Source organism: Curtobacterium sp. MCPF17_011 (genome assembly GCF_003234145.1).
Classification (GTDB): Bacteria; Actinomycetota; Actinomycetes; order Actinomycetales; family Microbacteriaceae; genus Curtobacterium.
Genome location: NZ_QKSK01000009.1, coordinates 123,337 through 145,845 on the forward strand (window position 1 = coordinate 123,337; position 22,509 = coordinate 145,845).

At 74.0% G+C, this 22,509-nt stretch carries 25 protein-coding genes and 1 riboswitch; of the genes, 10 read left to right on the forward strand and 15 right to left on the reverse strand.

Annotation, left to right across the window (positions count from 1 at the left end):
- Window positions 1–86 precede the first annotated feature (86 nt).
- Window positions 87–1,094 (reverse strand): iron chelate uptake ABC transporter family permease subunit, encoded by a 1,008-nt coding sequence (locus DEJ25_RS12575; RefSeq protein WP_258366494.1) that lies wholly within the window; start codon window positions 1,092–1,094, stop codon window positions 87–89.
- The gene (locus tag DEJ25_RS12580; protein ID WP_110903076.1) at window positions 1,091–2,125 is read right to left on the reverse strand and encodes an iron ABC transporter permease; all 1,035 of its coding nucleotides are present in this window, start codon (window positions 2,123–2,125) and stop codon (window positions 1,091–1,093) included. Before DEJ25_RS12580 ends, DEJ25_RS12575 begins: the two co-directional genes overlap by 4 nt.
- A 190-nt stretch (window positions 2,126–2,315) precedes the next feature.
- On the opposite strand from DEJ25_RS12580, the gene DEJ25_RS12585 reads away from it, so the two are divergent.
- Window positions 2,316–3,908, forward strand: coding sequence for a S1C family serine protease (locus tag DEJ25_RS12585; RefSeq protein ID WP_110903075.1), 1,593 nt, complete (start codon window positions 2,316–2,318; stop codon window positions 3,906–3,908).
- A 91-nt stretch (window positions 3,909–3,999) separates the two neighbouring features.
- Here the strand turns inward: DEJ25_RS12585 and DEJ25_RS12590 are convergent, their stop codons facing one another.
- Together DEJ25_RS12590 and DEJ25_RS12595 are read right to left on the reverse strand one after the other, a co-directional pair.
- Complete coding sequence (locus DEJ25_RS12590; protein WP_110903074.1) at window positions 4,000–5,172, reverse strand: hypothetical protein; 1,173 nt, start codon at window positions 5,170–5,172, stop codon at window positions 4,000–4,002.
- A gap of 60 nt (window positions 5,173–5,232) precedes the next feature.
- On the reverse strand, window positions 5,233–5,532 hold the full coding sequence (locus DEJ25_RS12595) for a hypothetical protein (RefSeq protein WP_258366495.1): 300 nt from the start codon (window positions 5,530–5,532) through the stop codon (window positions 5,233–5,235).
- Window positions 5,533–5,585: 53 nt separating this feature from the next.
- Here DEJ25_RS12595 and DEJ25_RS12600 point away from each other — a divergent pair, with 53 nt between their 5' ends.
- Window positions 5,586–5,948, forward strand: coding sequence for an RNA-binding S4 domain-containing protein (locus tag DEJ25_RS12600; protein ID WP_110903073.1), 363 nt, complete (start codon window positions 5,586–5,588; stop codon window positions 5,946–5,948).
- A gap of 46 nt (window positions 5,949–5,994) precedes the next feature.
- On the opposite strand, the gene DEJ25_RS12605 is transcribed toward DEJ25_RS12600, so the two are convergent.
- The 3 genes from DEJ25_RS12605 to DEJ25_RS12615 form a co-directional block, all read right to left on the reverse strand.
- Complete coding sequence (locus tag DEJ25_RS12605) at window positions 5,995–6,945, reverse strand: DnaJ domain-containing protein (protein ID WP_111044880.1); 951 nt, start codon at window positions 6,943–6,945, stop codon at window positions 5,995–5,997.
- A 98-nt stretch (window positions 6,946–7,043) separates the two neighbouring features.
- Complete coding sequence (locus DEJ25_RS12610; protein ID WP_110903071.1) at window positions 7,044–7,790, reverse strand: phosphotransferase enzyme family protein; 747 nt, start codon at window positions 7,788–7,790, stop codon at window positions 7,044–7,046.
- Between the two features lie 137 nt (window positions 7,791–7,927).
- Window positions 7,928–8,875 (reverse strand): NUDIX domain-containing protein, encoded by a 948-nt coding sequence (locus DEJ25_RS12615; protein ID WP_111044881.1) that lies wholly within the window; start codon window positions 8,873–8,875, stop codon window positions 7,928–7,930.
- Window positions 8,876–8,942: 67 nt separating this feature from the next.
- Window positions 8,943–9,039: riboswitch (TPP riboswitch) on the forward strand.
- Here DEJ25_RS12615 and thiM point away from each other — a divergent pair.
- The 3 genes from thiM (at window position 9,028) to thiD (ending at window position 12,079) form a co-directional block, all read left to right on the forward strand.
- Window positions 9,028–9,897, forward strand: a complete 870-nt coding sequence (gene thiM, locus DEJ25_RS12620) for a hydroxyethylthiazole kinase (protein ID WP_111044882.1) — start codon at window positions 9,028–9,030, stop codon at window positions 9,895–9,897. It overlaps the preceding riboswitch by 12 nt.
- A complete protein-coding gene (gene thiE / locus DEJ25_RS12625) occupies window positions 9,897–10,562 on the forward strand; it encodes a thiamine phosphate synthase (RefSeq protein WP_111044883.1) in 666 nt (221 codons plus the stop codon). The genes thiM and thiE overlap by 1 nt, the downstream gene beginning before the upstream one ends.
- The gene (gene thiD / locus DEJ25_RS12630; protein ID WP_258366496.1) at window positions 10,559–12,079 is read left to right on the forward strand and encodes a bifunctional hydroxymethylpyrimidine kinase/phosphomethylpyrimidine kinase; all 1,521 of its coding nucleotides are present in this window, start codon (window positions 10,559–10,561) and stop codon (window positions 12,077–12,079) included. The genes thiE and thiD overlap by 4 nt, the downstream gene beginning before the upstream one ends.
- Before the next feature lie 44 nt (window positions 12,080–12,123).
- On the opposite strand, the gene DEJ25_RS12635 is transcribed toward thiD, so the two are convergent.
- The 4 genes from DEJ25_RS12635 to DEJ25_RS12650 all read right to left on the reverse strand — a co-directional run bounded on the left by DEJ25_RS12635 (window position 12,124) and on the right by DEJ25_RS12650 (window position 14,115).
- On the reverse strand, window positions 12,124–12,663 hold the full coding sequence (locus tag DEJ25_RS12635) for a metallophosphoesterase (protein WP_110903066.1): 540 nt from the start codon (window positions 12,661–12,663) through the stop codon (window positions 12,124–12,126).
- A 10-nt stretch (window positions 12,664–12,673) separates the two neighbouring features.
- Window positions 12,674–13,150 (reverse strand): MarR family winged helix-turn-helix transcriptional regulator, encoded by a 477-nt coding sequence (locus DEJ25_RS12640; protein ID WP_111044885.1) that lies wholly within the window; start codon window positions 13,148–13,150, stop codon window positions 12,674–12,676.
- Window positions 13,151–13,337: 187 nt separating this feature from the next.
- Window positions 13,338–13,799, reverse strand: coding sequence for a VOC family protein (locus DEJ25_RS12645; RefSeq protein ID WP_110903064.1), 462 nt, complete (start codon window positions 13,797–13,799; stop codon window positions 13,338–13,340).
- A gap of 19 nt (window positions 13,800–13,818) precedes the next feature.
- On the reverse strand, window positions 13,819–14,115 hold the full coding sequence (locus tag DEJ25_RS12650) for a GNAT family N-acetyltransferase (protein ID WP_110903063.1): 297 nt from the start codon (window positions 14,113–14,115) through the stop codon (window positions 13,819–13,821).
- 116 nt (window positions 14,116–14,231) lie between these two features.
- Here DEJ25_RS12650 and DEJ25_RS12655 point away from each other — a divergent pair, with 116 nt between their 5' ends.
- Both DEJ25_RS12655 and DEJ25_RS12660 read left to right on the forward strand, forming a co-directional pair.
- Window positions 14,232–14,879 (forward strand): NADPH-dependent F420 reductase, encoded by a 648-nt coding sequence (locus DEJ25_RS12655; protein WP_110903062.1) that lies wholly within the window; start codon window positions 14,232–14,234, stop codon window positions 14,877–14,879.
- 104 nt (window positions 14,880–14,983) lie between these two features.
- Window positions 14,984–16,687 carry a hypothetical protein gene (locus DEJ25_RS12660; protein WP_146236688.1) on the forward strand — a complete coding sequence of 568 codons (1,704 nt, stop codon included), beginning with the start codon at window positions 14,984–14,986 and terminating at the stop codon, window positions 16,685–16,687.
- Between the two features lie 13 nt (window positions 16,688–16,700).
- On the opposite strand, the gene DEJ25_RS12665 is transcribed toward DEJ25_RS12660, so the two are convergent.
- Complete coding sequence (locus DEJ25_RS12665) at window positions 16,701–17,558, reverse strand: LysR substrate-binding domain-containing protein (RefSeq protein WP_110903060.1); 858 nt, start codon at window positions 17,556–17,558, stop codon at window positions 16,701–16,703.
- A 123-nt stretch (window positions 17,559–17,681) separates the two neighbouring features.
- Between DEJ25_RS12665 and DEJ25_RS12670 the strand changes: the two genes are divergently transcribed.
- Window positions 17,682–19,007: an MFS transporter gene (locus DEJ25_RS12670; protein WP_111044886.1), complete on the forward strand. Its 1,326-nt coding sequence runs from the start codon at window positions 17,682–17,684 to the stop codon at window positions 19,005–19,007.
- A 129-nt stretch (window positions 19,008–19,136) separates the two neighbouring features.
- Here the strand turns inward: DEJ25_RS12670 and DEJ25_RS12675 are convergent, their stop codons facing one another.
- Window positions 19,137–19,784 (reverse strand): NAD(P)-dependent oxidoreductase, encoded by a 648-nt coding sequence (locus DEJ25_RS12675; RefSeq protein ID WP_111044887.1) that lies wholly within the window; start codon window positions 19,782–19,784, stop codon window positions 19,137–19,139.
- Between the two features lie 145 nt (window positions 19,785–19,929).
- On the opposite strand from DEJ25_RS12675, the gene DEJ25_RS12680 reads away from it, so the two are divergent.
- Both DEJ25_RS12680 and DEJ25_RS12685 read left to right on the forward strand, forming a co-directional pair.
- Window positions 19,930–20,295 carry a helix-turn-helix domain-containing protein gene (locus tag DEJ25_RS12680; RefSeq protein ID WP_110903057.1) on the forward strand — a complete coding sequence of 122 codons (366 nt, stop codon included), beginning with the start codon at window positions 19,930–19,932 and terminating at the stop codon, window positions 20,293–20,295.
- 49 nt (window positions 20,296–20,344) lie between these two features.
- Window positions 20,345–21,373, forward strand: a complete 1,029-nt coding sequence (locus tag DEJ25_RS12685) for an NADPH:quinone reductase (protein ID WP_111044888.1) — start codon at window positions 20,345–20,347, stop codon at window positions 21,371–21,373.
- A gap of 148 nt (window positions 21,374–21,521) precedes the next feature.
- On the opposite strand, the gene DEJ25_RS12690 is transcribed toward DEJ25_RS12685, so the two are convergent.
- Window positions 21,522–21,707, reverse strand: a complete 186-nt coding sequence (locus tag DEJ25_RS12690) for a hypothetical protein (RefSeq protein WP_111044889.1) — start codon at window positions 21,705–21,707, stop codon at window positions 21,522–21,524.
- Window positions 21,704–22,498 carry a GAF domain-containing protein gene (locus DEJ25_RS12695; protein ID WP_146240684.1) on the reverse strand — a complete coding sequence of 265 codons (795 nt, stop codon included), beginning with the start codon at window positions 22,496–22,498 and terminating at the stop codon, window positions 21,704–21,706. Before DEJ25_RS12695 ends, DEJ25_RS12690 begins: the two co-directional genes overlap by 4 nt.
- Window positions 22,499–22,509 lie beyond the last annotated feature (11 nt).

Sequence of the window (22,509 nt, forward strand, 5' to 3'; positions counted from 1 at the left end):
GCGCGGCGAGTCCGACCGACGCCTGGAGACGACCTGGAGGCGCGGTGCACGTCGGTCACCCGCCCCCGCCCGGCGGTGGGCGGGCTTCAGCGCCCGCGGGCGAGCAACCAGAGCAGGTAGGGCGCTCCGACGAGTCCGGTGACCACACCGACCGGCAGGGTCACGCCCGGCAGCGCGAACTGCGCCACCAGGTCGGACCCGAGGGTGACGACGGCACCGACGGCCGCGGCCGGGCCGAGGGCGATGCGCCCGCCGCCGACGAGCCGCCGGGCGATGGGTGCCGCCATCAGCGCGACGAACGAGACCGGTCCGGCGGTGGCGACGGCACCGGCGGTGAGGAGCACCGCGGTGAGCAGGAGCAGCACCTTCGCCCGGTCCGGTCGGAGTCCGAGGGAGGCCGCGACGTCGTCCCCGAGTGTCAGCACCGCGAGCCGCGGCGACTGCACGAGGGCGAGCGCCATGAGCACGATGAAGCCGACCAGGAGCGCGCCGACGACGGTGCGGTCGACGGCGTTGAGGCTGCCGGAGAGCCACAGGAGCGCAGTTCCGGCCTGCTGGACGCTGCCACTGGTGAGCAACCAGCCGGTCACGCTGATGGCCATCGCGCCGACGCCGACGCCGACGAGGACGACGCGGTTGCCGGTGATCCCCCGCCGCCAGGCCAACGCGGCGATGAGCACCGCGACGGCGACCGCGCCGACGAGCACCACACCGAAGAGCAGCACGCCGGAGGCACCGAACAGGACGATCGCCACGAGGCCGGAGGCGCTGGCCCCGGCGGTGATGCCGATGATGTCCGGGCTGGCGATCGGGTTGCGGACGACGCTCTGCACGATCGCCCCCGCCGCACCGAGACTGGCCCCGACGAGGACGGCCGCCAGGACGCGCGGCCCACGGAGTTGCCCGAGCACGAAGTCCGAGATCGTGTCGCCGTGCCCGACGAGGGCGCCGAGGACCTGCGCGGGCGAGAGCGGGATGTCGCCGACGCCGAGTCCGACCAGGACGAGGACGACGAGCGCGGCCACGGCGCCGACGAGGACGACGAGCTCCCGGCGGAGCGTGCCCCGCCGACGGTTCGCCACGGTGCCGCTCACAGTCCTCGCACCGCCCGGGACCGGACGAGTGCGATGAAGACCGGGGCGCCGATGAGCGCGGTGACGATGCCGACCTGCAGCTCCCCCGGGTACGCGACGACCCGGCCGATGACGTCGGCGACGAGCAGGAGCGCGGGGGCGACGACGGCGGACAGGAGGATCGTCCAGCGGTGGTCGGGCCCGGACAGTCGGCGGACGGCGTGCGGCACGGCGAGCCCGACGAAGGCGATGGGTCCGGCGGCGGCGACCGCGGAACCGGCGAGGAGCACGGTGACGACGGCGCCGACAGCCCGGACGAGCACGACGCGCTGTCCGAGCGACGCCGCGAGCTCGTCACCGAGCGCCAGGGTGTTGAGCGAGCGTCCGAGACCGACGGCGATGACGAGCCCCACGACGACCGGCGTCACGACGACGCCGGCCGTGCCGAGGTCCCCGCCGGCGAGGGCCCCGACCTGCCAGAAGCGGAGCTGGTCGAGCAGGCTGGCGTTGGTGACGAGCACCGCGGTCGTGACCGACGAGAGCGCGGCGGCGGTGACGGCTCCGGACAGGGCGAGCCCGACCGGGGTCAGCCCACCGCGGGCGACGGCCGCGATGCCGTACACGAGCAGTGCGGCCAGAGCAGCCCCGGCGAACGCGAAGGGCAGGTAGGTGGCGGTGCCGCTGATGCCGAACACCGCGATGCCGACGACGACCGCGAGCGCGGCGCCGGCGTTGACGCCGAGGATGCTCGGGTCGGCGAGCGGGTTGCGGGTGATCCCCTGCATGACGGCCCCGGCGACGCCGAGGGCAGCGCCGGCGAGCAGCCCGACGACGGTTCGGGGCACGCGGTTGCCGAGCACGATGAGTCCGATCTCGTCGTGTCGCCCCGGGTGGAGGAGCGTGTCGACGACGACACCGAGCGGGATCGGACGCGACCCGACGGCGACGCTCAGCGCGCAGGCGAGCGCGAGCACCACGACCGCGAGGACGGTGGCGAGCACCAGCCGGGACACGGGAGCGGGCGCGGGAGGCGCGACGGATCGGGATCGCATGGGAAGTGAGGCGAGCCTAACGGATGGCCCTCCCGCGGCGGGTCCGCGGGGCCGCGGTGCCACTGTTGGCAACCGTCGAGCAGCTGCTCGGCAGCACCATGGTCGGTTCATGGGGTCGTCATGGGATCGAGGCCTGTACTGACATCCATCGGCGGCCGACGGGGCCGCGAGGAACGACCGGAGAGCACCGATGAACGAGACCCCGAACCCCACCCCGGACGACGAGCGTCGCGAGCCGGGGCACGTCCAGCAGCCGGAGCACACCCCGCAGCAGGAGCAGCCTGCGTCGTGGGAGCAGCCGGCGTCGTGGGAGCCGCCGCACGCGGACCGGTCGGCCCTCCGCTCAGCCTTCGCCTTCGACGGCTCCGGTCCGTACCTGTACGGGCCCGACGGCTCCGGTCCGTACGCCTACTCCCCCGACGGCCGTGGCCCGTACCTCGTCGGCAGCCCGGCGCTGGGTGGGACGCAACAGCACGGCGGGCAGTACGCCGGGCAGTACGGGGGCGCGCAGCACGGCGCAGCGGACCCGGTGGCGCCGCATGGCTGGACCGGGGCGTTCGGCACGGCACCCGGCACGAACCGGCGCTCCCGGAAGCTGGCACTGGTGATCGGCTCGGGCATCACGGCGCTCGCGATCGTCGGCGCTGCCGGTGGCACCGCGCTCGGGCTGTCGTCGGTGCACACCACGACGACGTCCAGCCAGACCCAGGGCAGTTCCTCCCAGGGCACCACCACGACTCCGGAGAACGGCACGACCCCGGGTGACGGCAGCGGCACGAACGGCTTCACCGTCCCCGGCCAGGGGACCGACGGCTCGGGCACGGACGGCACCGGCAGCACCGGCAGCACGTCCGAGTCCGCAGCCACCCCGGCGACCGCCGCGCAGAAGAAGGGCGTCGTGACGATCGACACCGTGATCGGCTACGACCAGTCCCAGCAGGCCGCCGGCACCGGCATGGTCCTGACCTCAGACGGCACCGTCCTGACGAACAACCACGTCATCCAGGGCGCCACGTCGATCCGGGTCACCGACGAGACGACCGGCGAGCAGTACACCGCCGACGTCGTCGGGGCGGACGCGACGAACGACGTCGCGGTCCTCAAGTTGCGCGACGCCTCCGGGCTGTCCACCGTCACCCTCGACGACGACGGCGGCGCCTCGACCGGTGACGCGATCACCGACGTGGGCAACGCCGAGGGCACCGGTGACCTGGTGGCCGCCGAGGGGACCGTGACCGCCACCGACCAGGACATCCAGGTGCAGAGCGAGTCGGGCACCGGGACCGAGTCCCTGACCGGGCTCCTGCAGCTCGCCGCACAGGTCGTCTCAGGCGACTCCGGCGGGCCGGTCCTGGACAGTGAGGGCGAGGTCGTCGGCATGGCGACCGCAGCGTCCTCCGGGACCGCCGACGTCACCGGGTTCGCGATCCCGATCAGCACGGCGAAGTCGATCGCGGACAAGATCCTGGCGGGCGACTCCTCGGGCACGATCACGATCGGCCTGCCGGCGTTCCTCGGTGTGCAGATCAGCAGCACCGCGACCGGGACGACCAGCGGCGTGCCGATCGCCGGCACCGTCGAGGGCTCCGGGGCCGCGAGCGCCGGCCTGGCTGCGGGCGACACGATCACGAGTGTCGACGGCACCGCGGTCACGAGCTCGGACCAGCTGACGAAGCTCATCAGCGGGCACGACGTCGGCGACCGGGTCTCGGTCGGCTACACGACGAGCGACGGCACCGCGACGACCGCGACCGTCACCCTGACGGCCGGCCCCGCCGCCTGAGGGCACGAGGCCGTCGCCTCGTCCCCACCGCACGATGCCCGCGCCTCCCGGTGTGGGCATCGTGCTGTGCGGCCTGGTCGGGACGAGCCCGTCAGCCGAGCAGCGCGCGGACGAGGGTCCGGTGGACGTTCGCCGACGCCTCGGCCGTGAACGCCGTCGTCCCGCCCTCGGTCCGTCCCACGCGGGCGAAGCCGATCCCGGCCGCGGAGACGACGACGAGCGGCCGGGGTCGCCCCGGGCGCAGCAGCGCCGACACCGTCCACGGGGCCGACCAGAACGCGGCCAGGGTCGGGTCGGCCGACGCGACGGCGCGCGGCAGGTCGGGGGCGGACGGGCCACCGGCCAGACGTCGGTCGAGCAGGTCGCCGGGCAGGACCGCGGTGCGGAACGGCCAGGTCCACGTCGGGCGGATGCCGAGCCTCCCGGCCAGCAGTCCGACCACCCGTTCCGGTGGGACGGACGCGACCACGGACCGGCCGTCCGCTCCGGTGTCGACGACTGTGCCGGACCAGGCCTGGAGGCGCGTCACCCGCCCGTCGTCGTCGTGCTGGTCCAGCGTGGTCGGCTGCACCCCCTCGGCCCAGGGGGCGAGGACGGTCGCCGTCTCGGGCGGGACCGTGCCGAATCGGCCGACCAGGTCGGCGGCGACGAGTTCGCGGCCGCCGTCGGTGCGGAGGAGGGCGGGGTTCCAGCGCCGCCCGGCGAGGTTCTGCAGGGTCGAGACGGCCTCGGCACCGAGGGACGGGCCGGTGAGGGTGGAGCCGGCGAGCAGGACGGGCAGGGACTCGAGGGTGCGGGACTCACTGGCGGTGACCCGGTCGAGGACCCGGACGGAGTCGAGGACGGCGAAGACGGTGTCATCCGTCGCGGTCATCCGTGCGAGTGGCCGCTCGACCGTCAGGTCGACGCGGTGGCGGCCCGTGACCAGGAGCAGGTGCGCGCCGGCGACGTCACCCTCCTCGTCGGGGCGGACGTACTCGACCAGACGCGCGGGCGCGCCGGCGGTGGTCCAGACGTCGCAGCCCACGAGGAGCAGCCCGTCGACCGAGCCCGGCAGCCGTTCGAGCAGCGAGGCGTTCTCGTCGCCGATCGCCCGGTCGCTCGGGCGGGAGCGGACGGTGAGGACGACGTCGTCGCCCCGGACGCGGAGGTCGGCACCGGCTGGCTCCTCGGTGCGCCAGCCGGTCGGACGGACGAAGCGGACGCGGGCGGTGCGGTCCTCGGTCTGCCCGGCAGCGGCGGCGGGTGGGTCGGGGACGAGCATGCTGCGAGGCTACGTGCGCGCCCGTGGCCTGCGCTCAGCGGCTCGCCGGGGTGGCGCGGATCACCCGGTCGTCCGGCGGGGGCGCGGCGGTGGTGGCGGTGGGACGGGCTTCGCGGCGACGACATCGGTACGTCGGACCGTGACCGGACCGCGACGGGTGACGATGGTCACCGTCTCGGTGGTGCGTCCCGTCAGCTCGCCCAGGGCGTCACGGGCACCGTCCCCGTCGTGCGCGCGGACGACCAACCGGTCGCCGAGCGCTGCGGCGTCCAGCGCGGCGAGGGCCCGGGCACGGGCGATGTCGGCCTGCGACAGAGCGGCGGCCGGTGCACCGTCGAGGTCGAGGTCGGCGTCGGACATGCCTCGAGGCTACGGCCCGGGGTCCGCTCGACCGCCACGGCTAGGGTGGCCGGATGGACAAGGCCCGGGTGGACAGCTGGATCTGGGCGGTCCGGATCACCAAGACCCGGTCCGCTGCGACGACGGCGTGCAAGGCGGGCCACGTGAAGGTCAACGGCGAGCGGGCGAAGCCGTCCCAGCCCGTCGGACCCGGCGACGAGGTCCGCGTCCGGCAGGCCGGGTTCGACCGGATCGTCGTCGTGAAGAGCATCATCCTCAAGCGGGTGAGCGCGGCCGAGGCGGCGAAGCACCTCGAGGACAACACCCCGCCCCGCCTCCCCCGCGAGGAGGCCGGCTTCGTCCCGATCCGCGAACGGGGCGCCGGGCGGCCGAGCAAGCGGGAGCGCCGCGACCTCGAGAAGCTCCGCGGGTACTGACCGGCCCGACCGGCCAGATGCGCCGACGACCAGGTGCTCCGACGGATCAGACGAAGCGGACGGTCTGCTGCAGGCGGTCCCGGATCGCGAAGACGTCGACCGAGCCGTCCGGCGACCAGTTGCCGGCGAGCACCTGCACGAGTGCGCCCCGTCGGACGATGAGCGCCGTCGGCTTCCGGGGCGTTCCGATGAGTTCGACGTCCTCGTCCACCGCGGAGTCCGGCACGACGAGCAGCCGCCCGGTGAAGCGCACGCGGGTCTGCTTCTGCACGGCTCGGGCCGCGCGGACGAGCTCCTTGACCGGGCGCTCCCCGGGCTCGAGGGTCTCACCGACGACCTCACCGTGCTCGATCGCGACCGGGCCACCCCAGTCGATCGACTCGACGGCCCAGAGCCCGGTCGGGGTCAGGACGGCGTGGTCGAGCTTGCCCTCGGTGCCGGCGTCCAGGTCGTGCCACACCGTGACGCCGATGCCCATGTCGGCGATGATCGCGGCGGTCGCCTCTTCCGCCAGCGCCTCACCGAGCAGCCGCCGGACGGACCGCGGTGCCGAGCGGACGAGGGCGGGGTCGTAGGGGTCCTCGATCGGGTCGCCGAGTCCGACCCACTCGCGTTCGGCGGCCAGGAAGACCTCGCGTGATCGGCCGCCGGGGTGCCCGTGGGACCGGGCCCGCGGGCGGGAGTCGCGACGCGCTGTCGGGGGTGCGTAGTCGTCACGGCCGGATCCGCTCCTCCAGGCCGCCGAGCCGGACGGTGCCGACGACGGCGAGGACGAGCCGGAGTGGACCGCACCGGTGTCGTAGGCGCGGCGAGCCGCGGGGGTGCCGATCCGCTCCCAGGCGATCTGCACCCGGCGGAAGCGCTGCGGGTCGCCGCCCAGGTCGGGGTGGCTCTCGCGGGCCGCGCGGCGGTAGGCGCGGCGCAGGGTCTCGTCGTCGGCGGTCGCGGGGACGCCGAGGACTTCGTACGGGGTGGCGTCGGCCGGGCTGTCGGTCATGGCCGGAGGAACGCTACCCGACGCCGGGTCGGTGTCCGCCGCGAGCGGGCTGGGCGGGCGCTGAGCGGTGGCGCCGTTCCCGGCTCGGACCGACCGCGTCAGACCAGGGCGGCCGTGATCGCGTCCGTGTGCTCCTCGAGCCAGGCGACGTCGGCGCGGTAGAGCTCCGCGTGGCCGTGCGCCAGGTCGCTGACGAACTTCGGGTTGCCGGCGGCGGCCTCGGTCTCGATGGTCGTGACGAGGGACACCAGGCTCCCCGTCATCGTCTCGACGAGCACGCTCCGCGAGCGGGTGTCCAGGCCGTAGGCGCGGCAGAACTCGGCGGCGCGGGTCAGCCGGTCGGCGAACTCGGGCACGGGTGCCCCCTCGTCGGCGCTGCTGGTGAACGGGGCGAACCGGTAGACGGCACTCGCGACGTCCCACACGCGCGGGCCCGGGTGCGCGGTGTCGAAGTCGATCACGCCGACCGCCGCGATGCCGTCGTAGACGACGTTGTACGGGGCGAAGTCGCCGTGCACGATCGTCTCGACCGGCAGACGTCCGGCCTGCGACCACACGTCGGTCGTGTCGTCGCGCGGGAACGAGGCGGCGGCGTCGTGGAGCTGCCGGAGCAGGCGTGCGGTGGTGACGAGGGCGGCCTCGCTCGCGACGTCGGCGGTCCAGGGGTACTCGCCCGCCTCGCCCGGCACGAACGTCACGGTCTCGAGTTGCTCGCCGAGGGAGATCGGGGCGGGGGCCGCGACGAAGCCCCGCTCGTGCAGGTGTGTCAGCAAGCGGTGCACGGTGGGGGTCCACGGCCCGGCAGGCCGGTGCACCCGGTCGTCGGCCTTGGTGATCCGTTCCATGGGGAACCTCCTGAGCGTCGTCGTCGACGTGCTCGCCACTGTAGTGGCCGGAGCCCGCCCTCGGGCGGGTCGCCGGGCGACCATCCGATCGGCGCGCCACGAGCAACTCCGGCAGGCGCAGGCCGGACAGACCGGACTCAGTCGGGCAGCAGCTCCCGCAGCCAGCCCGGGCCCCGCACGGCGGCGCCCAGCGCCTGTACCCGGTCCCGCAGTTCACGGTCAGCGGTCACGACGACGACGGGGGCGTCGCCGGCTGCGACGGCGGACTCGACCACGGCGACGACCGCGTCGTCACCGGACGCCGCCGCCCGCTCGATCGTCACCGGTGGGAGACCGGGCCGCGGGGCGGACGGTGCCGGGTCCGTGGTGGCACTGCGGGCCTCCCCCTCGAGCACGACGGTCCACCGGGGCCACCAGGCGGTCGACGGCAGGTCGAGCACGGACGCGGGGACGCCGACTGCGGCGAGCGCGCGGACCTGCTCGACGAGTCGGGCGGCGGCGCCGGCGCGGTCCTTCCACCAGCCGTCCGGCACGCTGCCGACGACGTTGGCGGCGTCGACGACGACGTGCGGGGTGCGGTCGAGCGTGGCGCGGAGGGCGGCCCAGGACTGGCCGAACCCGGGGTGCAGGTCGAGGGACTCGACGTCGGCGACGGGCACCCAGGACAGGGCGAGGCTCTCGCGGTCGGCCATCACCGGTTCGAATGGTCGGGAGGCCCGCCCCACGACGGTCGTGTACGTCCAGAAGCCGAGGTCGAGGACGGCGGTGTGACGGAGGTCCACGGCGTCGTCGGGGACACCGGCTTCCTCGGCTGACTCGCGGAGGGCGGCGGTGACGGGGTCCTCGTGCTGGTGGCGTGCCCCGCCGGGGATGCCCCAGGTGTCGCCGTGGTGGCTCCACTCGACGCGGTGCTGCAGGAGGACGCGGCCGTGTCCGTCGTCGACGAGCAGGCCGGCGGCGCCGAAGCGGCCCCAGGCCTTCGTGCCGTCCTCGCCGTGGGCCCAGGCGTCGCCGGGGTCGCGGGGGCCGGAGGGGGGTCCGGGCGGCGGTCCTGCCGGGGTCGCGGTCCGTCGTTCGTCGTCCACGTCTCCACCCTTCCACAAACGTCCGTCGGGTGACCCGGGACGACGGCGGGGATGCGTGTACGGTGTCGTCCGAGACACGGGGTGCCGCATCCGAGCGGCTGAGATCACACCCGTCGAACCTGCTCGAGCTCGTACTCGCGAAGGGATCGTCCATGGAGAACGCTGCGCCCACGACTGACTGGGCCCACCGCACCGCCGAACTGCTGGAGGCCGTCCGCACGCGGGCGCCGCTGGTGCAGTGCATCACGAACACGGTGGTGCAGAACGTCACCGCGAACGTGCTGCTCGCGCTGGGGGCGTCGGCCGCGATGGTCGACGTGCCGACCGAGGCGGGGCCGTTCGCCGGCGTCGCGGACGGGCTGCTCGTCAACACCGGTACCCCGCACGCCGAACCGCTGACCGCGTCGATCGAGGCCGCCGCCGCCGCGGTGGTCGCGGGGACGCCGTGGGTCCTCGACCCGGTGGCCGTCGGGTCGTTGCCGGTTCGGACCGCCCTGGCGCGGGACCTGCTCGCGCTCCGGCCGACGGTCCTCCGGGGGAACGCGTCGGAGGTGCTCGCGGTCCTCGGCGTGTCGGCCGGCGGTCGCGGGGTCGACAGCATCGTCGGGACGGAGGACGCCCGCGACGCTGCGCTGACCGCCGTCCGGGACGAGACGGTCGGGGCCGTCGCGGTGTCCGGGCCGGTCGACCTGCTGGTGGCGCCGACGGGGCTGGTGCGCGTGGCGAACGGGACGGAACTCCTCACCCGGATCACCGGCGGTGGGTGCGCCCTCGGCGCGGTCGTCGCGGCGTTCGCCGCGGTGGCTCCGGGACGTCCGCTCGACGCGGCCGTCGCGGCGACGGCGGTGCACACGATCGCGGCCGAGCTGGCGGCGCGGGAGGCCGGCGGCCCCGGTACCTTCCAGCCGCTGTTCCTCGACCGACTCGCCGCACTGACGCCGGAGGACGTCGTCCGGGAGGCCCGGATCACCGCCGACACGTCGGCTGCGGTCCCCGGTGACTCCGTCGGCGGTGCCGCCTGATGCCCGGCAGGGACGGATTCGGGGTCTACCTGGTGACCGACAGCGCCCTGGCTGCTCGGCACGGGCACGGGGTGCTCGGCGTGGTCCGGGCAGCGGTGGGCGCGGGACTCCGGATCGTGCAGGTGCGTGACAAGACCGCGTCGGCGCGGGACCTCCTGGCGCTGACGACCGCGGTGGCCGACGCCGTGGGCGACCGGGCCCTGGTGGTCGTGGACGACCGGCTCGACGTCGCCCTGGCCGCTCGGCATGCCGGGCACCGGGTCGCCGGCGTGCACCTCGGCCAGTCGGACGTCCCGGCGAGCGCCGCTCGTGCGCTGCTCGGCCCGGATGCCCACGTCGGTTTGACGGCGAACACGACACGGCACCTGGTGGAGGTCGCGACGATGCCCACGGGTTCGGTGGACCTGCTCGGGGTCGGCGTGGTGCACCCGACGAGCACGAAGCCGGACCACCCGCCGGCGCTCGGGGTCGCCGGGTTCGGGCGGCTCGCGGCCATGACGACGGTGCCGTGCGTGGGCATCGGCGGGGTGACGCTGGACGACGTGGGGCCGCTCCGGCAGGCCGGCGCTGCGGGGGTCGCCGTCGTGTCGGGGATCTGCGCGGCACCCGATCCGGGCGCTGCCGCTGCGGCGTTCGTGGCCGCATGGGACGGAGCGGCACGGTGAGCGGTCAGACGCGCAGAGCGGTGTCCCCGCTGCCGCGGGTGCTGAGCATCGCCGGCACCGATCCGACGGGCGGTGCCGGGGTGCAGGCGGACCTCAAGTCGATCGCGGCCCAGGACGGGTACGGCATGGCGGTCGTCACGGCCCTGGTCGCGCAGAACACGCTCGGGGTCCGGTCGGTGCTCGTCCCCGACGCCGCGTTCCTCCGGCAGCAGCTCGACGCGGTGTCGGACGACGTCACCGTGGACGCGGTGAAGACCGGCATGCTCGGCACGGCCGCGGTGGTGCGGGTCGTCGTCGACTGGCTCCGCGAGCACCGACCGGCGTGGGTGGTCGTCGACCCGGTGATGGTGGCGACGAGCGGCGACCGCCTGCTCGACGCGGATGCGGAGTCGGCCATGACCGAGCTGTTCGCCCTGGCCGACCTGGTCACCCCGAACCGGGACGAGCTCCGGGTCCTCGCCCAGCTCGCCGATGCCCGGACGACCGAGGGGATCGAGGCCGCTCGCGCCGTCGCCCGACGGTGGGACGTCCGGGTGCTCGCGAAGGGCGGTCACGACGACGGTCCGTCCTCGGACGACGCACTGGTCTCCCCCGACGGCAGCGTCCGGGTCTTCCGCGGGCCGCGGGTCGCGACGACGAACACCCACGGCACCGGGTGCTCGCTGTCGAGTGCGGTCGCCACGCTCGTCGCCCGGCACGGCGACTGGGAGCTGGCGGTCGGGGCGGCCAAGACCTGGCTGACCGCGGCCCTCCGCGGCGCCGATGCCCTGCGGGTCGGACAGGGCCACGGACCGATCGACCACAACGCTCTCGTGCGCTCGGCACTCCCGACACCCCGGCTGACCGAGGCCTGGTGGACCGATGCGGCCGAGGTGCTCGACGAGACGCTGGACTGCCGGTTCCTCCGGGGCCTGGCCGACGGCACCCTCGACCCCGAGGTCTTCGCCGGCTACCTGGCGCAGGACGTGCACTACCTCCGGGCGTACGAGCAGCACCTCGCCGCGGTCGCCGCCGGGTCGACCGGGGACGCCGCCGTGTTCTGGACGACCGCCAGCGAGGGCTGCGCTGCGGAGGCCCGCGACCTGCACCACCGACGGCTCGCCGGGTCCCACGCCGACGACCCCGTGCACCCCGTGTGCGCCGGGTACCTCGCGCACCTCGCCGACGCGGCACGGCAGAGCGCCGACTCCGGGGACGTCGCGGTGCTCGCTGCGGCGGTGCTCCCGTGCTTCCGGGTCTACGCGTGGGTCGGGGAACGGCTCGGCACGGCGCCGGTCGGGCACCCGTTCGCGGACTGGATCACGGCCTACGGGGACCCCGGGTTCGCGGCGTCGAGCGCGCGGGCCACGGAGCTCGTCGAGGAGCTCGCCGGGCGGGCCGACCCCGCGCTGCGCGGGCGGATGGCGCGCGCCTTCCGGCAGTCGGTGGCGCAGGAGCTCGCGTTCTTCCGGATGCCGGAACAGCTGGGCCAGCCAGGACAGCCGGGCCGGCCAGAACAGCCGGGCGAGTCGGTCTGACGGAGGTGGGGCGGGCCTCCCGGTCGAGTGGTCGAGCGGCCGGGTCAGGACCCTCCCGGCGAGGCGACCAGTCGGATGCCGTCCGCGCCGGGGGCGCGGCGGACCAGGGTGACCCGGAGGTCCGATCCGTCGACCTCGCAGCGCATCCAGGTGTGGTCGGGCTGCCGGCGGCGGTCCGTCGGTGAGCCGGGGTTGAGCAGGCGCATCCCGTTCGGCGCGGTGGAGTCCCACGGGATGTGCGAGTGCCCGAACACCAGCACGTCGACGTCCGGGTGGTCCGTCTGGGCTCGACGCTCGCGACCGGTCGCCGCCCCGGTCTCGTGCACGACCGCGAACCGCAACGACTCGACGCGGCGGGCGGCGACCAGGGGCAGGCGCTCCTCGAAGCCGAGGTCGTTGTTGCCACGGACCGCCAGCAGCTCGCGGGCTCGGGTCTCGAGCAGGTCGACGGTCGCCAGGTCCACCCAGTCACCGGCGTGCACGACCAGGTCGGCGGCGTCGATGTCCGCCCAGAGCTCGGGCGGGAGGTCCTTCGCCCGCTTGGGCAGGTGGGTGTCGGACAGCAGGACGAGCGAGGTGCTCACGGCGTCGCCGTCACTCGTCGGGTGCGCGGGCCGGCATCGGCAGAGCGACCTCGTCCGCGGCGCCGAGTCGTTCGAGCATGCCCGCGAGCAGGGCAACGTCGTCGTCGGACCAGTCGGCCAGGCGTTCGACCAGGGCGTCCCGGTGCAGTTGCACGGACCGGGCGAGCGCGAGGCGGCCGGCGTCGGTCGCCTCGAGCGGCTTGGCGTTGCCGGAACCGCCGTCGACCGTGCGGACGAGGCCCGCGACGAGCAGACCCGACAGCTGCCGGGAGATCGTCGACCGGTTCAGGCGCAGGTAGCGGGCGATGTCGATCGCCATGCACCCCGGGTGCTGCACGACGAAGTCGACGAGCGACTGGTCCACGATGCTGAGCACGTCGTTGGTGCCGCGCGCACGGACGCTCGCGCGGCGGGTGATGCGGGAGAGCTCGGTGTACGCCCGTCCGATGTCCGCTTCGCGGATCCCGGGGCCCCTCGGGTCGGCCATGGTGTTCCAGTCTGTCGTCCGGCGTCGGCCGGAGGTCGGTCGCCCCTGGTCAGGGCGCGGTGCTGCGCGACGGTCCCCGCATCGCTGACGCGGGTCCCTCCGCCGACGGTGTCGACCAACGATAACCGGGGGTCCACCGAAGAGGGGACATGTGATCGTCGTCGCACCACCTGCCCATGGTCGGGGCTCAGGCCGGAGCGCCCGCGGCCCGGAGTGCGGCGATGTCGAGCTTGACCATGCCCCGCATCGCCTCGTACACCCGGCCGGCAGCCGTGTGGTCGCCGCCGGCCGCCATCAACTCGCCCATCATGGACGGGGTGACCTGCCACGACAAGCCCCAGCGGTCGACCAACCAGCCGCATGCGACCGGGTGCCCGCCCTCGGCGATCAGGGCGTCCCAGATGCGGTCGAGCTCCTCCTGCGTGTCCACGTCGACCTGCAGCGAGAGCGCGTCGGTGAACGGGTGCCCGGGGCCGCCGTTCATCGCCCGGTACGGCTGCCCCATCAGGGTGAACTCGACCACGAGCACGGACCCGTCCGGCGCGCGCCCGATCCCGTCGATGCGCGAGTCGGGGAACAGCTCCGTGTAGTACTCGGTGGCGTGCTGGGCCTGGTCGTCGAACCAGAGGAAGGGGACGATGCGGGGCATGGCGGGTCTCTCGGTGGGGTCAGTCCGCGACGCCGCGGCTGAGGAGGTCGTTCTTGTCGGGGTGCTCGTCGAACCACTGGCTGACGAACCAGCACATCGGGACGATGCGCTTCGTCGACGTCGTCTCGACGTCGGACACGGCGTGCTCCACGAGCTCACCCGCGTACCCGTGACCGCGGTGCGCGGGCACCGTGTACGTGTGCGGGAAGGCGATCGCGTCACCGTTGACGCGGTAGTCCAGCACGCTCACGAGGGTCCCGTCGACGTACATGGCGTACCGGTCTCGGTCGGCCTCGTTCCGGAACTCGTGTGTCATGCCGCCATCCTGCACCGCCGCTCAGGGTCCGGTGTCACCGCACTCCGGGGAACGCCGGACACGCGCGGCGGAGCACACCGACGGAATGACCACCGGGTCACCGTGTTGCACGGAGCATGACCACCATCGGAATCATCGGAGCAGGCAACATCGGATCCCAGCTCGCACGCCTGGCCGTGCAGCACGGCCACCAGGTCGTGATCGCGAACTCGCGCGGGCCGGAGACTCTGACCGACCTCGTCAGCGAGCTCGGCGAGCACGCCACCGCCGGCACCCGCGAGGACGCCGCCACCCGGGGCGAGGTCGTCGTCGTCACCGTGCCGCTCGGCGCGATCGAGACGATCCCCGTCGCCCCGCTCGTCGGCAAGGTCGTCATCGACACGGACAACTACTACCCGCAGCGCGACGGCCAGATCGCGGCACTCGACGAGGAGACCACCACCACGGCCGAGATGCTGCAGGACCACCTCGTCGGTGCGCGCGTCGTCAAGGCCTTCAACCACATCGGCGCGGACCACCTCACCGAGCACGCCACCCCCGCCGGCACACCGGACCGTCGCGCCCTCGTCATCGCTGGTGACGACGACGCCGCCAAGCACACCGTCGCCGACCTGATCGACGAGTTCGGCTTCGACACCGTCGACGCCGGCCCGCTCGCCGAGGGATGGCGCATCCAGCGCGACACCCCGGGCTACGGCCCGCGCATGAACGCCGACGAGCTCCGCGAGGCACTCGCGAGCGCGAAGCGCTACCGCGACATGTGACGTCGACGCACCGCGCGCTCGACCCCCTCTGACTGGGGCTCTCGGCCGCTGTTCCTCCCGAGTAGAACAGACGATGGATCAATCCAGGGAGAGGAACAGCGGCCGTGGCGTCTCATCGCATGCCCGAGTCCGAGCGACCCCGCCGGGCGGTACCCGCATGGGTCACCGCTCCGCCGGAGGACGCCCGTCCTGCGGAAGCCGCGCCGGCCCCGGCGAGCGCTGGCGCGGTCCCCGGGATCGGCACGGTCCCCGCCGGCACAGTCCCCGCCGCCAGCGCAGTCCCCGCCGGCACATTCCCCGCCGCCAGCGCAGTCCCCGCCGGCACAGTCCCCGCCGTCGACCTGGAGGCGCACCACACCACCGCCCCGCCGGTCCTGGACCCGAACGCGGTCGCCCCCGACTACCCGCCGGCGCAGGAGCTGTTGCCGCCGGCCCCGACGTCCCCGAACGTCGACACGATCCCCTTCGCTCCACTCTCCGGCGCACCCGTTCTCGGCGCGTCCGCGGTCGGCGTCGGCGGCAGTGGTGTGACCGTCACCACCGCCGCCGCGGGCAGCCCGGCCGTCGGCCGCCACGGTGCCGGCCAGCGCGCCTCCTCCGGACGCCGCGACGCCGCTGCGGCCGCGGGGATGGCGTTGCCCGTGCCTCCCGTCGCCGGGACCCACGCCGGCGGGAGCCGGCCCGCCGGTGCTCCCCCCGTCGCCCCGGAGGTCCAGCACCCGCCGCTCGGTCCCGTCGTCGCCGACCCACCCCGTGATCCCGCCAACTGGTACACGCCGCAGGTGGGCACGCTCGCCGCCCCCGAGGCGCTCTCGCCGTCCGCTGGGGTCGACCTCGCCACGCTCGGTGCGCCGGGCCCGCACGCCGACACCACTGCCTGGTCCGCGTCGGCGCCGACCACGCCGCCAGCGCCGACGGTCCCCGTCGTGCCCGCAGCGGGCCAACCGCGGTTCTCGGTGCCCGGCCTCGAGCACGTCGTCGTCGAGGGCGGAGAACCCGAGCCCGTCGGCCCGATCGGGTACCGCACCCCCGCACGCTTCGCACGACAGCAGGCCCGGGTCGTCCCGCCCGCCGCGACGGCTCCCCCGACGTTCGACGCCCTCATCGGCGCTCCGGCACCGACCACGGCCGTCCTCGGCGGCCCGTCTGCGGTCGTCGGTGCGGCGGCCGTCCCGCCGCTCGGCCCGGTCCTGCCGTCGGTCACCCCGACCGAGGCCCAGGCCGCGGTCAGCAGCGCTGAGGACCCCGCTCCCGACGACACCGCTCCGCCCGTCGAGCCGACTCCGGCCCGGGAACACCGGAACGCTCGCGGGCGCGGCACCACCGGTCGCCGGCCCTTCCACCCCCGCCGGACCGTCGAGGAGCCGCCGAAGCGTCGCTCGACCGCGGTCCCGCTCCCCGCGCCCGCCGAGGTCGGGACCGTCGCGACGGCCACGCCGGAGGGTGCGGCGAGCCTCCCGTCCGTCGCCCAGCCGGCCATGGCACGTGCCGGACTGTCTCTCGGACCGACCGCGGGTGCCGTCCTCGGCGCCGTGGCCGGCCTCGGGACGATCGGGCTCGCGGCGTGGTGGTTTACCGCTCCGGCGACCGTGCACGCCGTCGGTCTGGTCCTCGGCCTGCTCGCGGTCCTGGTCTCCGTCGTGACGATGCGGAACCCGCTGACCACGTGGCAGCGGCCGGTCGCCCTGCTGGGCGCGGTGCTCGGCACGGTCGGCACCCTCGTGCTGCTGTGGGCTGTGGCCTCGGCGCTCGGCGCACCGCTACCGGACATCACCGGCACCGGGACCGTCCCGGCGATCGCGCCCTGACCTCGGCCGTTCGTCAGACAGCGCGGACGACCCCGCGCGAGAGGATCGCGTTGGTCAGGGCCTCGATCGGCTCGCGCTGGACGGTCGGGTTGGCGATGAGGACGTAGTCGACCGCCGGCAGGTCGGGCAACGACAGCCGCTGCGACACCTTCACCAGGTCGGCGGGGATCAACGAGTGCGGGAACACCGCGACGCCGATCCCGGCACGGACGGCTGCCAGGACCCCGTTCACGTCGCGGGTGTTGCAGGTGATCCGCCAGGTGCGGCCCGCCGCCTCGAGCGCGTCGATCGCCATCTGCCGACTGATGCTCGGCGCCTGGTAGGCGATCAGCGGGACCGGGTCGTCGGTTTCGAGTGAAATGCCGTCCTGCGCCATCCAGACCATCTGGTCCGAGGCGACGCGGGTGCCCTCAGCGGACTCCCCCGCGGTCCGCTTGATGAACACGAGGTCGAGCTGGCCGGCGTGCACCCGCCGGAGCAGCGGTGCCGACTGGTTCACCGTCAGCTCGAGGTCCACCTGGGGATGCAGCTTCCGGAAGTCGCGGAGGATGCGCGGCAGCTGCGTGATCGCCAGGTCGTCGGCCGCACCGAAACGGAGGCGGCCACGGGCGGCGACGCCGGAGAAGTAGGCGTCGGCGGTGGCGTGCGCCGCGAGGATCGTGCGGGCGAACCCGGCCATCGCGTCCCCGTTGTCGGTCAGGCGGACGCCGCGGGTGTCCCGGGCGACGAGCGTCCGCCCCACGGTGGACTCGAGTCGGCGCACGTGCTGGGACACCGTCGGCTGGCTCACGCCGAGCTGCACGCCGGCCTGCGTGAAGCTGCCGGTCTCGGCGACGGCCAGGAAGGTCTGGAGCAGGACAGGGTCGAGCACAGGAGGCTCCTCATTCGACATCGCAATGGAGTGATGCCGATCATAGGAGGATCGAATGGAACGCCATCGATTAGTTTCGTCTGGGTACCGTTCCCACCCTCGACAGCCGGAGTCCCCCGCACCGTGCGATCGTCATCGACGACCATCCACCCACCCACCGAGCCGCTCCCGATCAGCACCGTCCGCCCACCGTGGCGCCGGTCCTTCATCGCCCTGTCCGTTCCGAACTTCCGGCTGTTCACCGCCACGAACCTCGTCGCGATGACCGCCGGGTGGATGCAGCGCATCGCCCAGGACTGGCTCGTGCTGCAGCTCACCGGGTCGGTCGCGCAGGTGGGCATCACGGTCGCGTGCCAGTTCGCGCCGATGCTGCTGTTCGGGCTCCTCGGCGGGGTGTTCGTCGACCGCTACTCGAAGCGCGCGCTGATGATGATCACGCAGGGCGCGTTCGCGGTGCTGTCCCTGCTGCTCGCGGTCCTGACCCTGGCCGGGGTGGTGCAGGCGTGGCACATCTGGGTGATCGCGTTCCTGGTCGGCATGGTCACGGTCATCGACAACCCGGCGCGCCAGGTGTTCGTCACCGAGATCGTCGGACACCAGCACCTGCGGAACGCCATCAGCGTCAACTCGTCGGTGTTCCAGCTCGGCGGCATGATCGGCCCGGCGCTGTCCGGGATCCTGCTCGTCGCCGTGGGAGCCGGGTGGTCGTTCGGCATCAACGCGGTGGCATGCGTCGCGGTGGTCGTGACGCTCGGGTTCCTCCGCGTGTCCGAACTGCACCGCACCCCGTCGGCTCCGCGGTCGAAGGGGCAGCTCGTCGAGGGGCTCCGCTACGCCGCCGCGAAGCCGACGATCATCGTGCCGGTGATCCTGGTGGCCTTCTTCTCGGTGTTCGCGTTGACGATGCCGGTGCTGCTCTCCGCCTTCGCGTCGAAGGTCTACGACGTCGGCGCCGGCGGCTACGGCCTGTTCAACTCCGCCGTCGCGGTCGGTGCGCTGACCGGCGCCGTCCTCTCCACCCGGCGCGCCGTGGTGCGGCTCCGCACGATCGTCGGCGGGGTGTTCTGGACCGGGGTGCTGCTCGTCGTCGCCGGGTCGACGCCGACCATCGCACCGTTCACCGTGCTGCTCGTCGTCGTCGGCCTGTCGCAGCTGCTCTTCCAGACGGCGTCGAACTCGCTGGTCCAGCTGTCCTCGAACGTCGCGATCCGCGGGCGCGTGATGTCGCTCTACGTCCTCGTGCTGCTCGGCGGCCAGGCGATCGGCGGCCCGCTGATGGGCCAGGTCGTCGACCACTTCGGCGCACACGTCGGGATGATGGTCGCCGGCGGCGTGCCGGCCGCGGCGGCGGCCGTCATCGCACTCGTCCTGGCGCGGCGTGGCGGGCTGCACCTCGAGGTGCGGATGCGCCACCACCTGCCGCTGCCGGCCATCGTCGGGAACCGGTGACGCGCCTCCCGTCCGTCGGGTCGTCAACGCCGAACACCGGTGTTCGTCCGTCGCATCGCGCTTCCGCGCGGCGTGACCGACGAACACCGGTGTTCCGCAGAGCCCGCGGGGCCGCCAGAGCCGGTCGGCTCAGTAGGCGACGCCGAACCGCGCCTGGTGGTGCTTCGGCTGCTCGATCTCGTCGACGACCGCGATCGCGTAGTCGGCGCCGGAGATGTCCGAGTTGCCCTCGGCGTCGGTGAGGAGCACGTCGTCCGACGTGCGGTACGCGCCCCGACGCTCGCCGGGGTTGTGGCCGCCGAAGGCCGCGGCGGGGCTGACGTAGAACCAGTCGACCGAGGTGTCGCCGGCGCGCAGGGCCTCGAGGATCTGGCCGTGGCTCTTCGCCTCGCCCGTGAACGCGTCCGGGAAGTCCGGGGTGTCGTACAGGGCCGGGCCGCCCTCGGCGACGAGCATCGAGCCAGCACCGCCGACGATGCCGAGTCGTGCGCCAGCGGCCTCTGCGGCGTCGACGAAGTGCTGGAACTCGTCCTTGAGCTCGCTGCCGTCGGACTGGACCGCGTGCAGGGAGACGATGAGGACGTCCGCGCCCTTCGTCACGTCGGACACGAAGGCGGCGTCGAACGCGTCACCCTGGGCGAGGGTGAGGTGCTCGGCGGCATCGAGCTTGGAGGTGTCGCGCGCGACGGCGACGACCTCGTGGCCGCGGGAGAGGGCTTCGCGGACGATGGCGGAGCCGGCGTAGCCGGTGCCTCCGAAGACGACGATGGTGGACATACGAGCTCCTTCGTGGTGATGGTGCCGACGCGGTGACGCGCCGTGCCACTCACTGTACGGGTGTTACTCTCTTTCAGTAAGTAGGCACCTCGCGGTGCGTGCCCTGCCCGGGCGCGTCGTGCACCGTGCCCCACGGAAGGTCACCATGAGTGCGCTCGAGTACAGCCCCTACGCGGCGGACTGCCCCTCTCGACAGCTGCTGGACCGGATCGGGGACCGGTGGAGCGTCCTGACGATCGGCGCCCTGGCCGACGGCCCGCGTCGGTACTCCGCCATCGCCACCCGGGTGCAGGGCGTCTCGCAGAAGATGCTCACGCAGACCCTCCGCGCCCTCGAACGGGACGGCCTGGTGACCCGGACGGTGTTCCCCGAGATCCCGCCGCACGTGGAGTACGAACTGACCGACACCGGGCGTTCCCTCCGCACGGTGCTCGTGCCGCTCGAACAGTGGGCGATCGACCACATGGACGGCGTCACCGAAGCGCGCTCGGGGTACGACGCGCGGGCCTGACCACCTCGCTCCTGGAATCGCGTCGGCCCGCCGGTGGTTGCGTGGAGGCATGCGATCGATCGTCTACTCCCAGCCCGGCACGTCCTCCGTCCTCTCCCTCGCCGACCGACCGGTCCCCGAGCCCGGCGACGGTGAGGTCCGCGTCCGCGTGGTCGTCTCCGGGGTGAACCCCACCGACTGGAAGGCGCGGCAGGGCGGCACCTACGGCGACGGCCTGCCGTTCCCCGAGATCACCCCGAACCAGGACGGCGCGGGCATCGTCGACGCGGTCGGAACCGGCGTCGAAGGAGTCTCCGTCGGCGACCGCGTCTGGGTGTTCCTGGCCGCCGCCTCCCGTCCCACCGGGACGGCACAGGAGTACACGGTGCTGCCCGCCACACGCGTCGCACCGCTGCCCGACGGCGTCTCGTTCGACGTCGGCGCCTCACTCGGCATCCCGGCGATGACGGCACACCGAGCGCTCACCCTGCACGAGGACGGCCCCTCCCGACTGTCACCAGGCGCGCTCTCCGGCCGGACCGTGCTCGTCGCCGGCGGTGCGGGAGCCGTCGGCCACGCCGCCATCCAGCTCGCACGGTGGGCCGGGGCGACCGTCATCGCCACGGTCAGCTCCGACGCCAAGGCCGGCCTCGCCACGGCGGCCGGCGCGCACCACACCGTGAACTACCGGGAGGACGGGGCCGCCGACCGCATCCGTTCGATCGCCCCGGACGGCGTCGACATCGTCGTCGAGGTGGCCATCCCGGCGAACGCCGAACTCGACGCGGCCGTCCTGGCGAACCACGGGCTCGTCGCGATGTACGCCGACAACGGCGGCGACGCAGCGTCGATCCAGGTCCGGCCGAACATGGGCATCAACGCCCGCTACCAGTTCCTGCTGGTCTACACGATCGGCGAGGCTGCCCTGGCTGCCGGGGCCGAGGACGTCACCGCGGCACTCCGCGACGGGGTCCTGCCGGTGGGTGAGGACGTGGGGCTGCCGCTCGTGCGCTTCCCGCTCGAGGAGACTGCGGCGGCGCACGACGCGGTGCAGGGCGACACGGTGGGCAAGGTGCTGGTCGACGTGCAGGCGGAGTAGCGCGGCGCCGCGCTGCCACTGCGCGGTCGCACCTCGGCACCTGGTGCGCTTCGGCGCCGCACGACGGAGACCGGTTCGAACCACGGACGTGCGTGGTTCGGACCGGTTTGGGTTGTGCCCATCCGGTTCGCGCCCGGTGCGGGCGAGGTCAGTCCCGCCAGCGCCCGCTGGTCGCCCGCGCCAGTCGCGCACGCGCCGCGGCCGTCGCCCGCTGCAGGTTCGCCGCGACGACGCGCGGGTCGTCGTAGTCCTGGTCGTCGCTGCCGGCCGACTGCGGGGGCGCCACCCGCGCGCGGCCGAACCGGGCCGCGCCGGACGGACTGAACGTCGTCATGGCGTCAGGGTACGTCGAGGGCCCGACAGCGGCTCGGCTCCCGCCTCGGGCACCGGCGGGAAGGCCAGGACACAGGCCGTCGCCACGTACTCCGCGATCACGGCGACGTTCCGCACGTCGAGGTCGGTGAACGCACCCGGCGCGGGGCTGTCGACCGTGAGCATGCCGAACGAGTAGTCCTCGGACCGGACGACGACCGCCACGTAGGACCGCCAGCGGGGTGCGAACTCGGGGTCGTCGTCCTCGGCGTCGACGTCGGACTCCCGGTCCGGGACGACCCGCGGCGGACCACCCTGCAGCACCCACTCCAGGTTCCGGTCGCCGTAGGGGGTGCCGGCGCGGAAGGTACCCGCGGTGTCGCCCGCTCCGCCGTGCCCGATCGGTTCGAGGGCGTCGAGCGCCGTCGACAGCAGGTACACGTTCGCCCGGACGTCGGGCACGTGCGGCAGCAGGTAGAACGCCAATGCGGCCGCGGCCCGGTCGGCGAACCCGCCGAGTTCGATGCGCCGGGTCACCGGGTCGTGCGTCGCGAACCGGGTCAACCGGGTCGCGATTTGCCCGAACCCGTACTGCACCGCCACCTCGTACGCTGCGAGCGCCGCAGCACCCGTGTCCTCCGCCGAGGCCCGTGCACGCGCGCCGCGACGCGCCCGGAGCACCTGCCAGACGACGACGGCGACGAACACCGCCAGCGCCGACACGACGAGCCACACCCGCTCGACCGGGACGCCGACGAGGTTGGGCACCTGGAACACCGCCGTCGGCAACGCCGCCGCCACGATCGGCAGCACCACGTCACCGG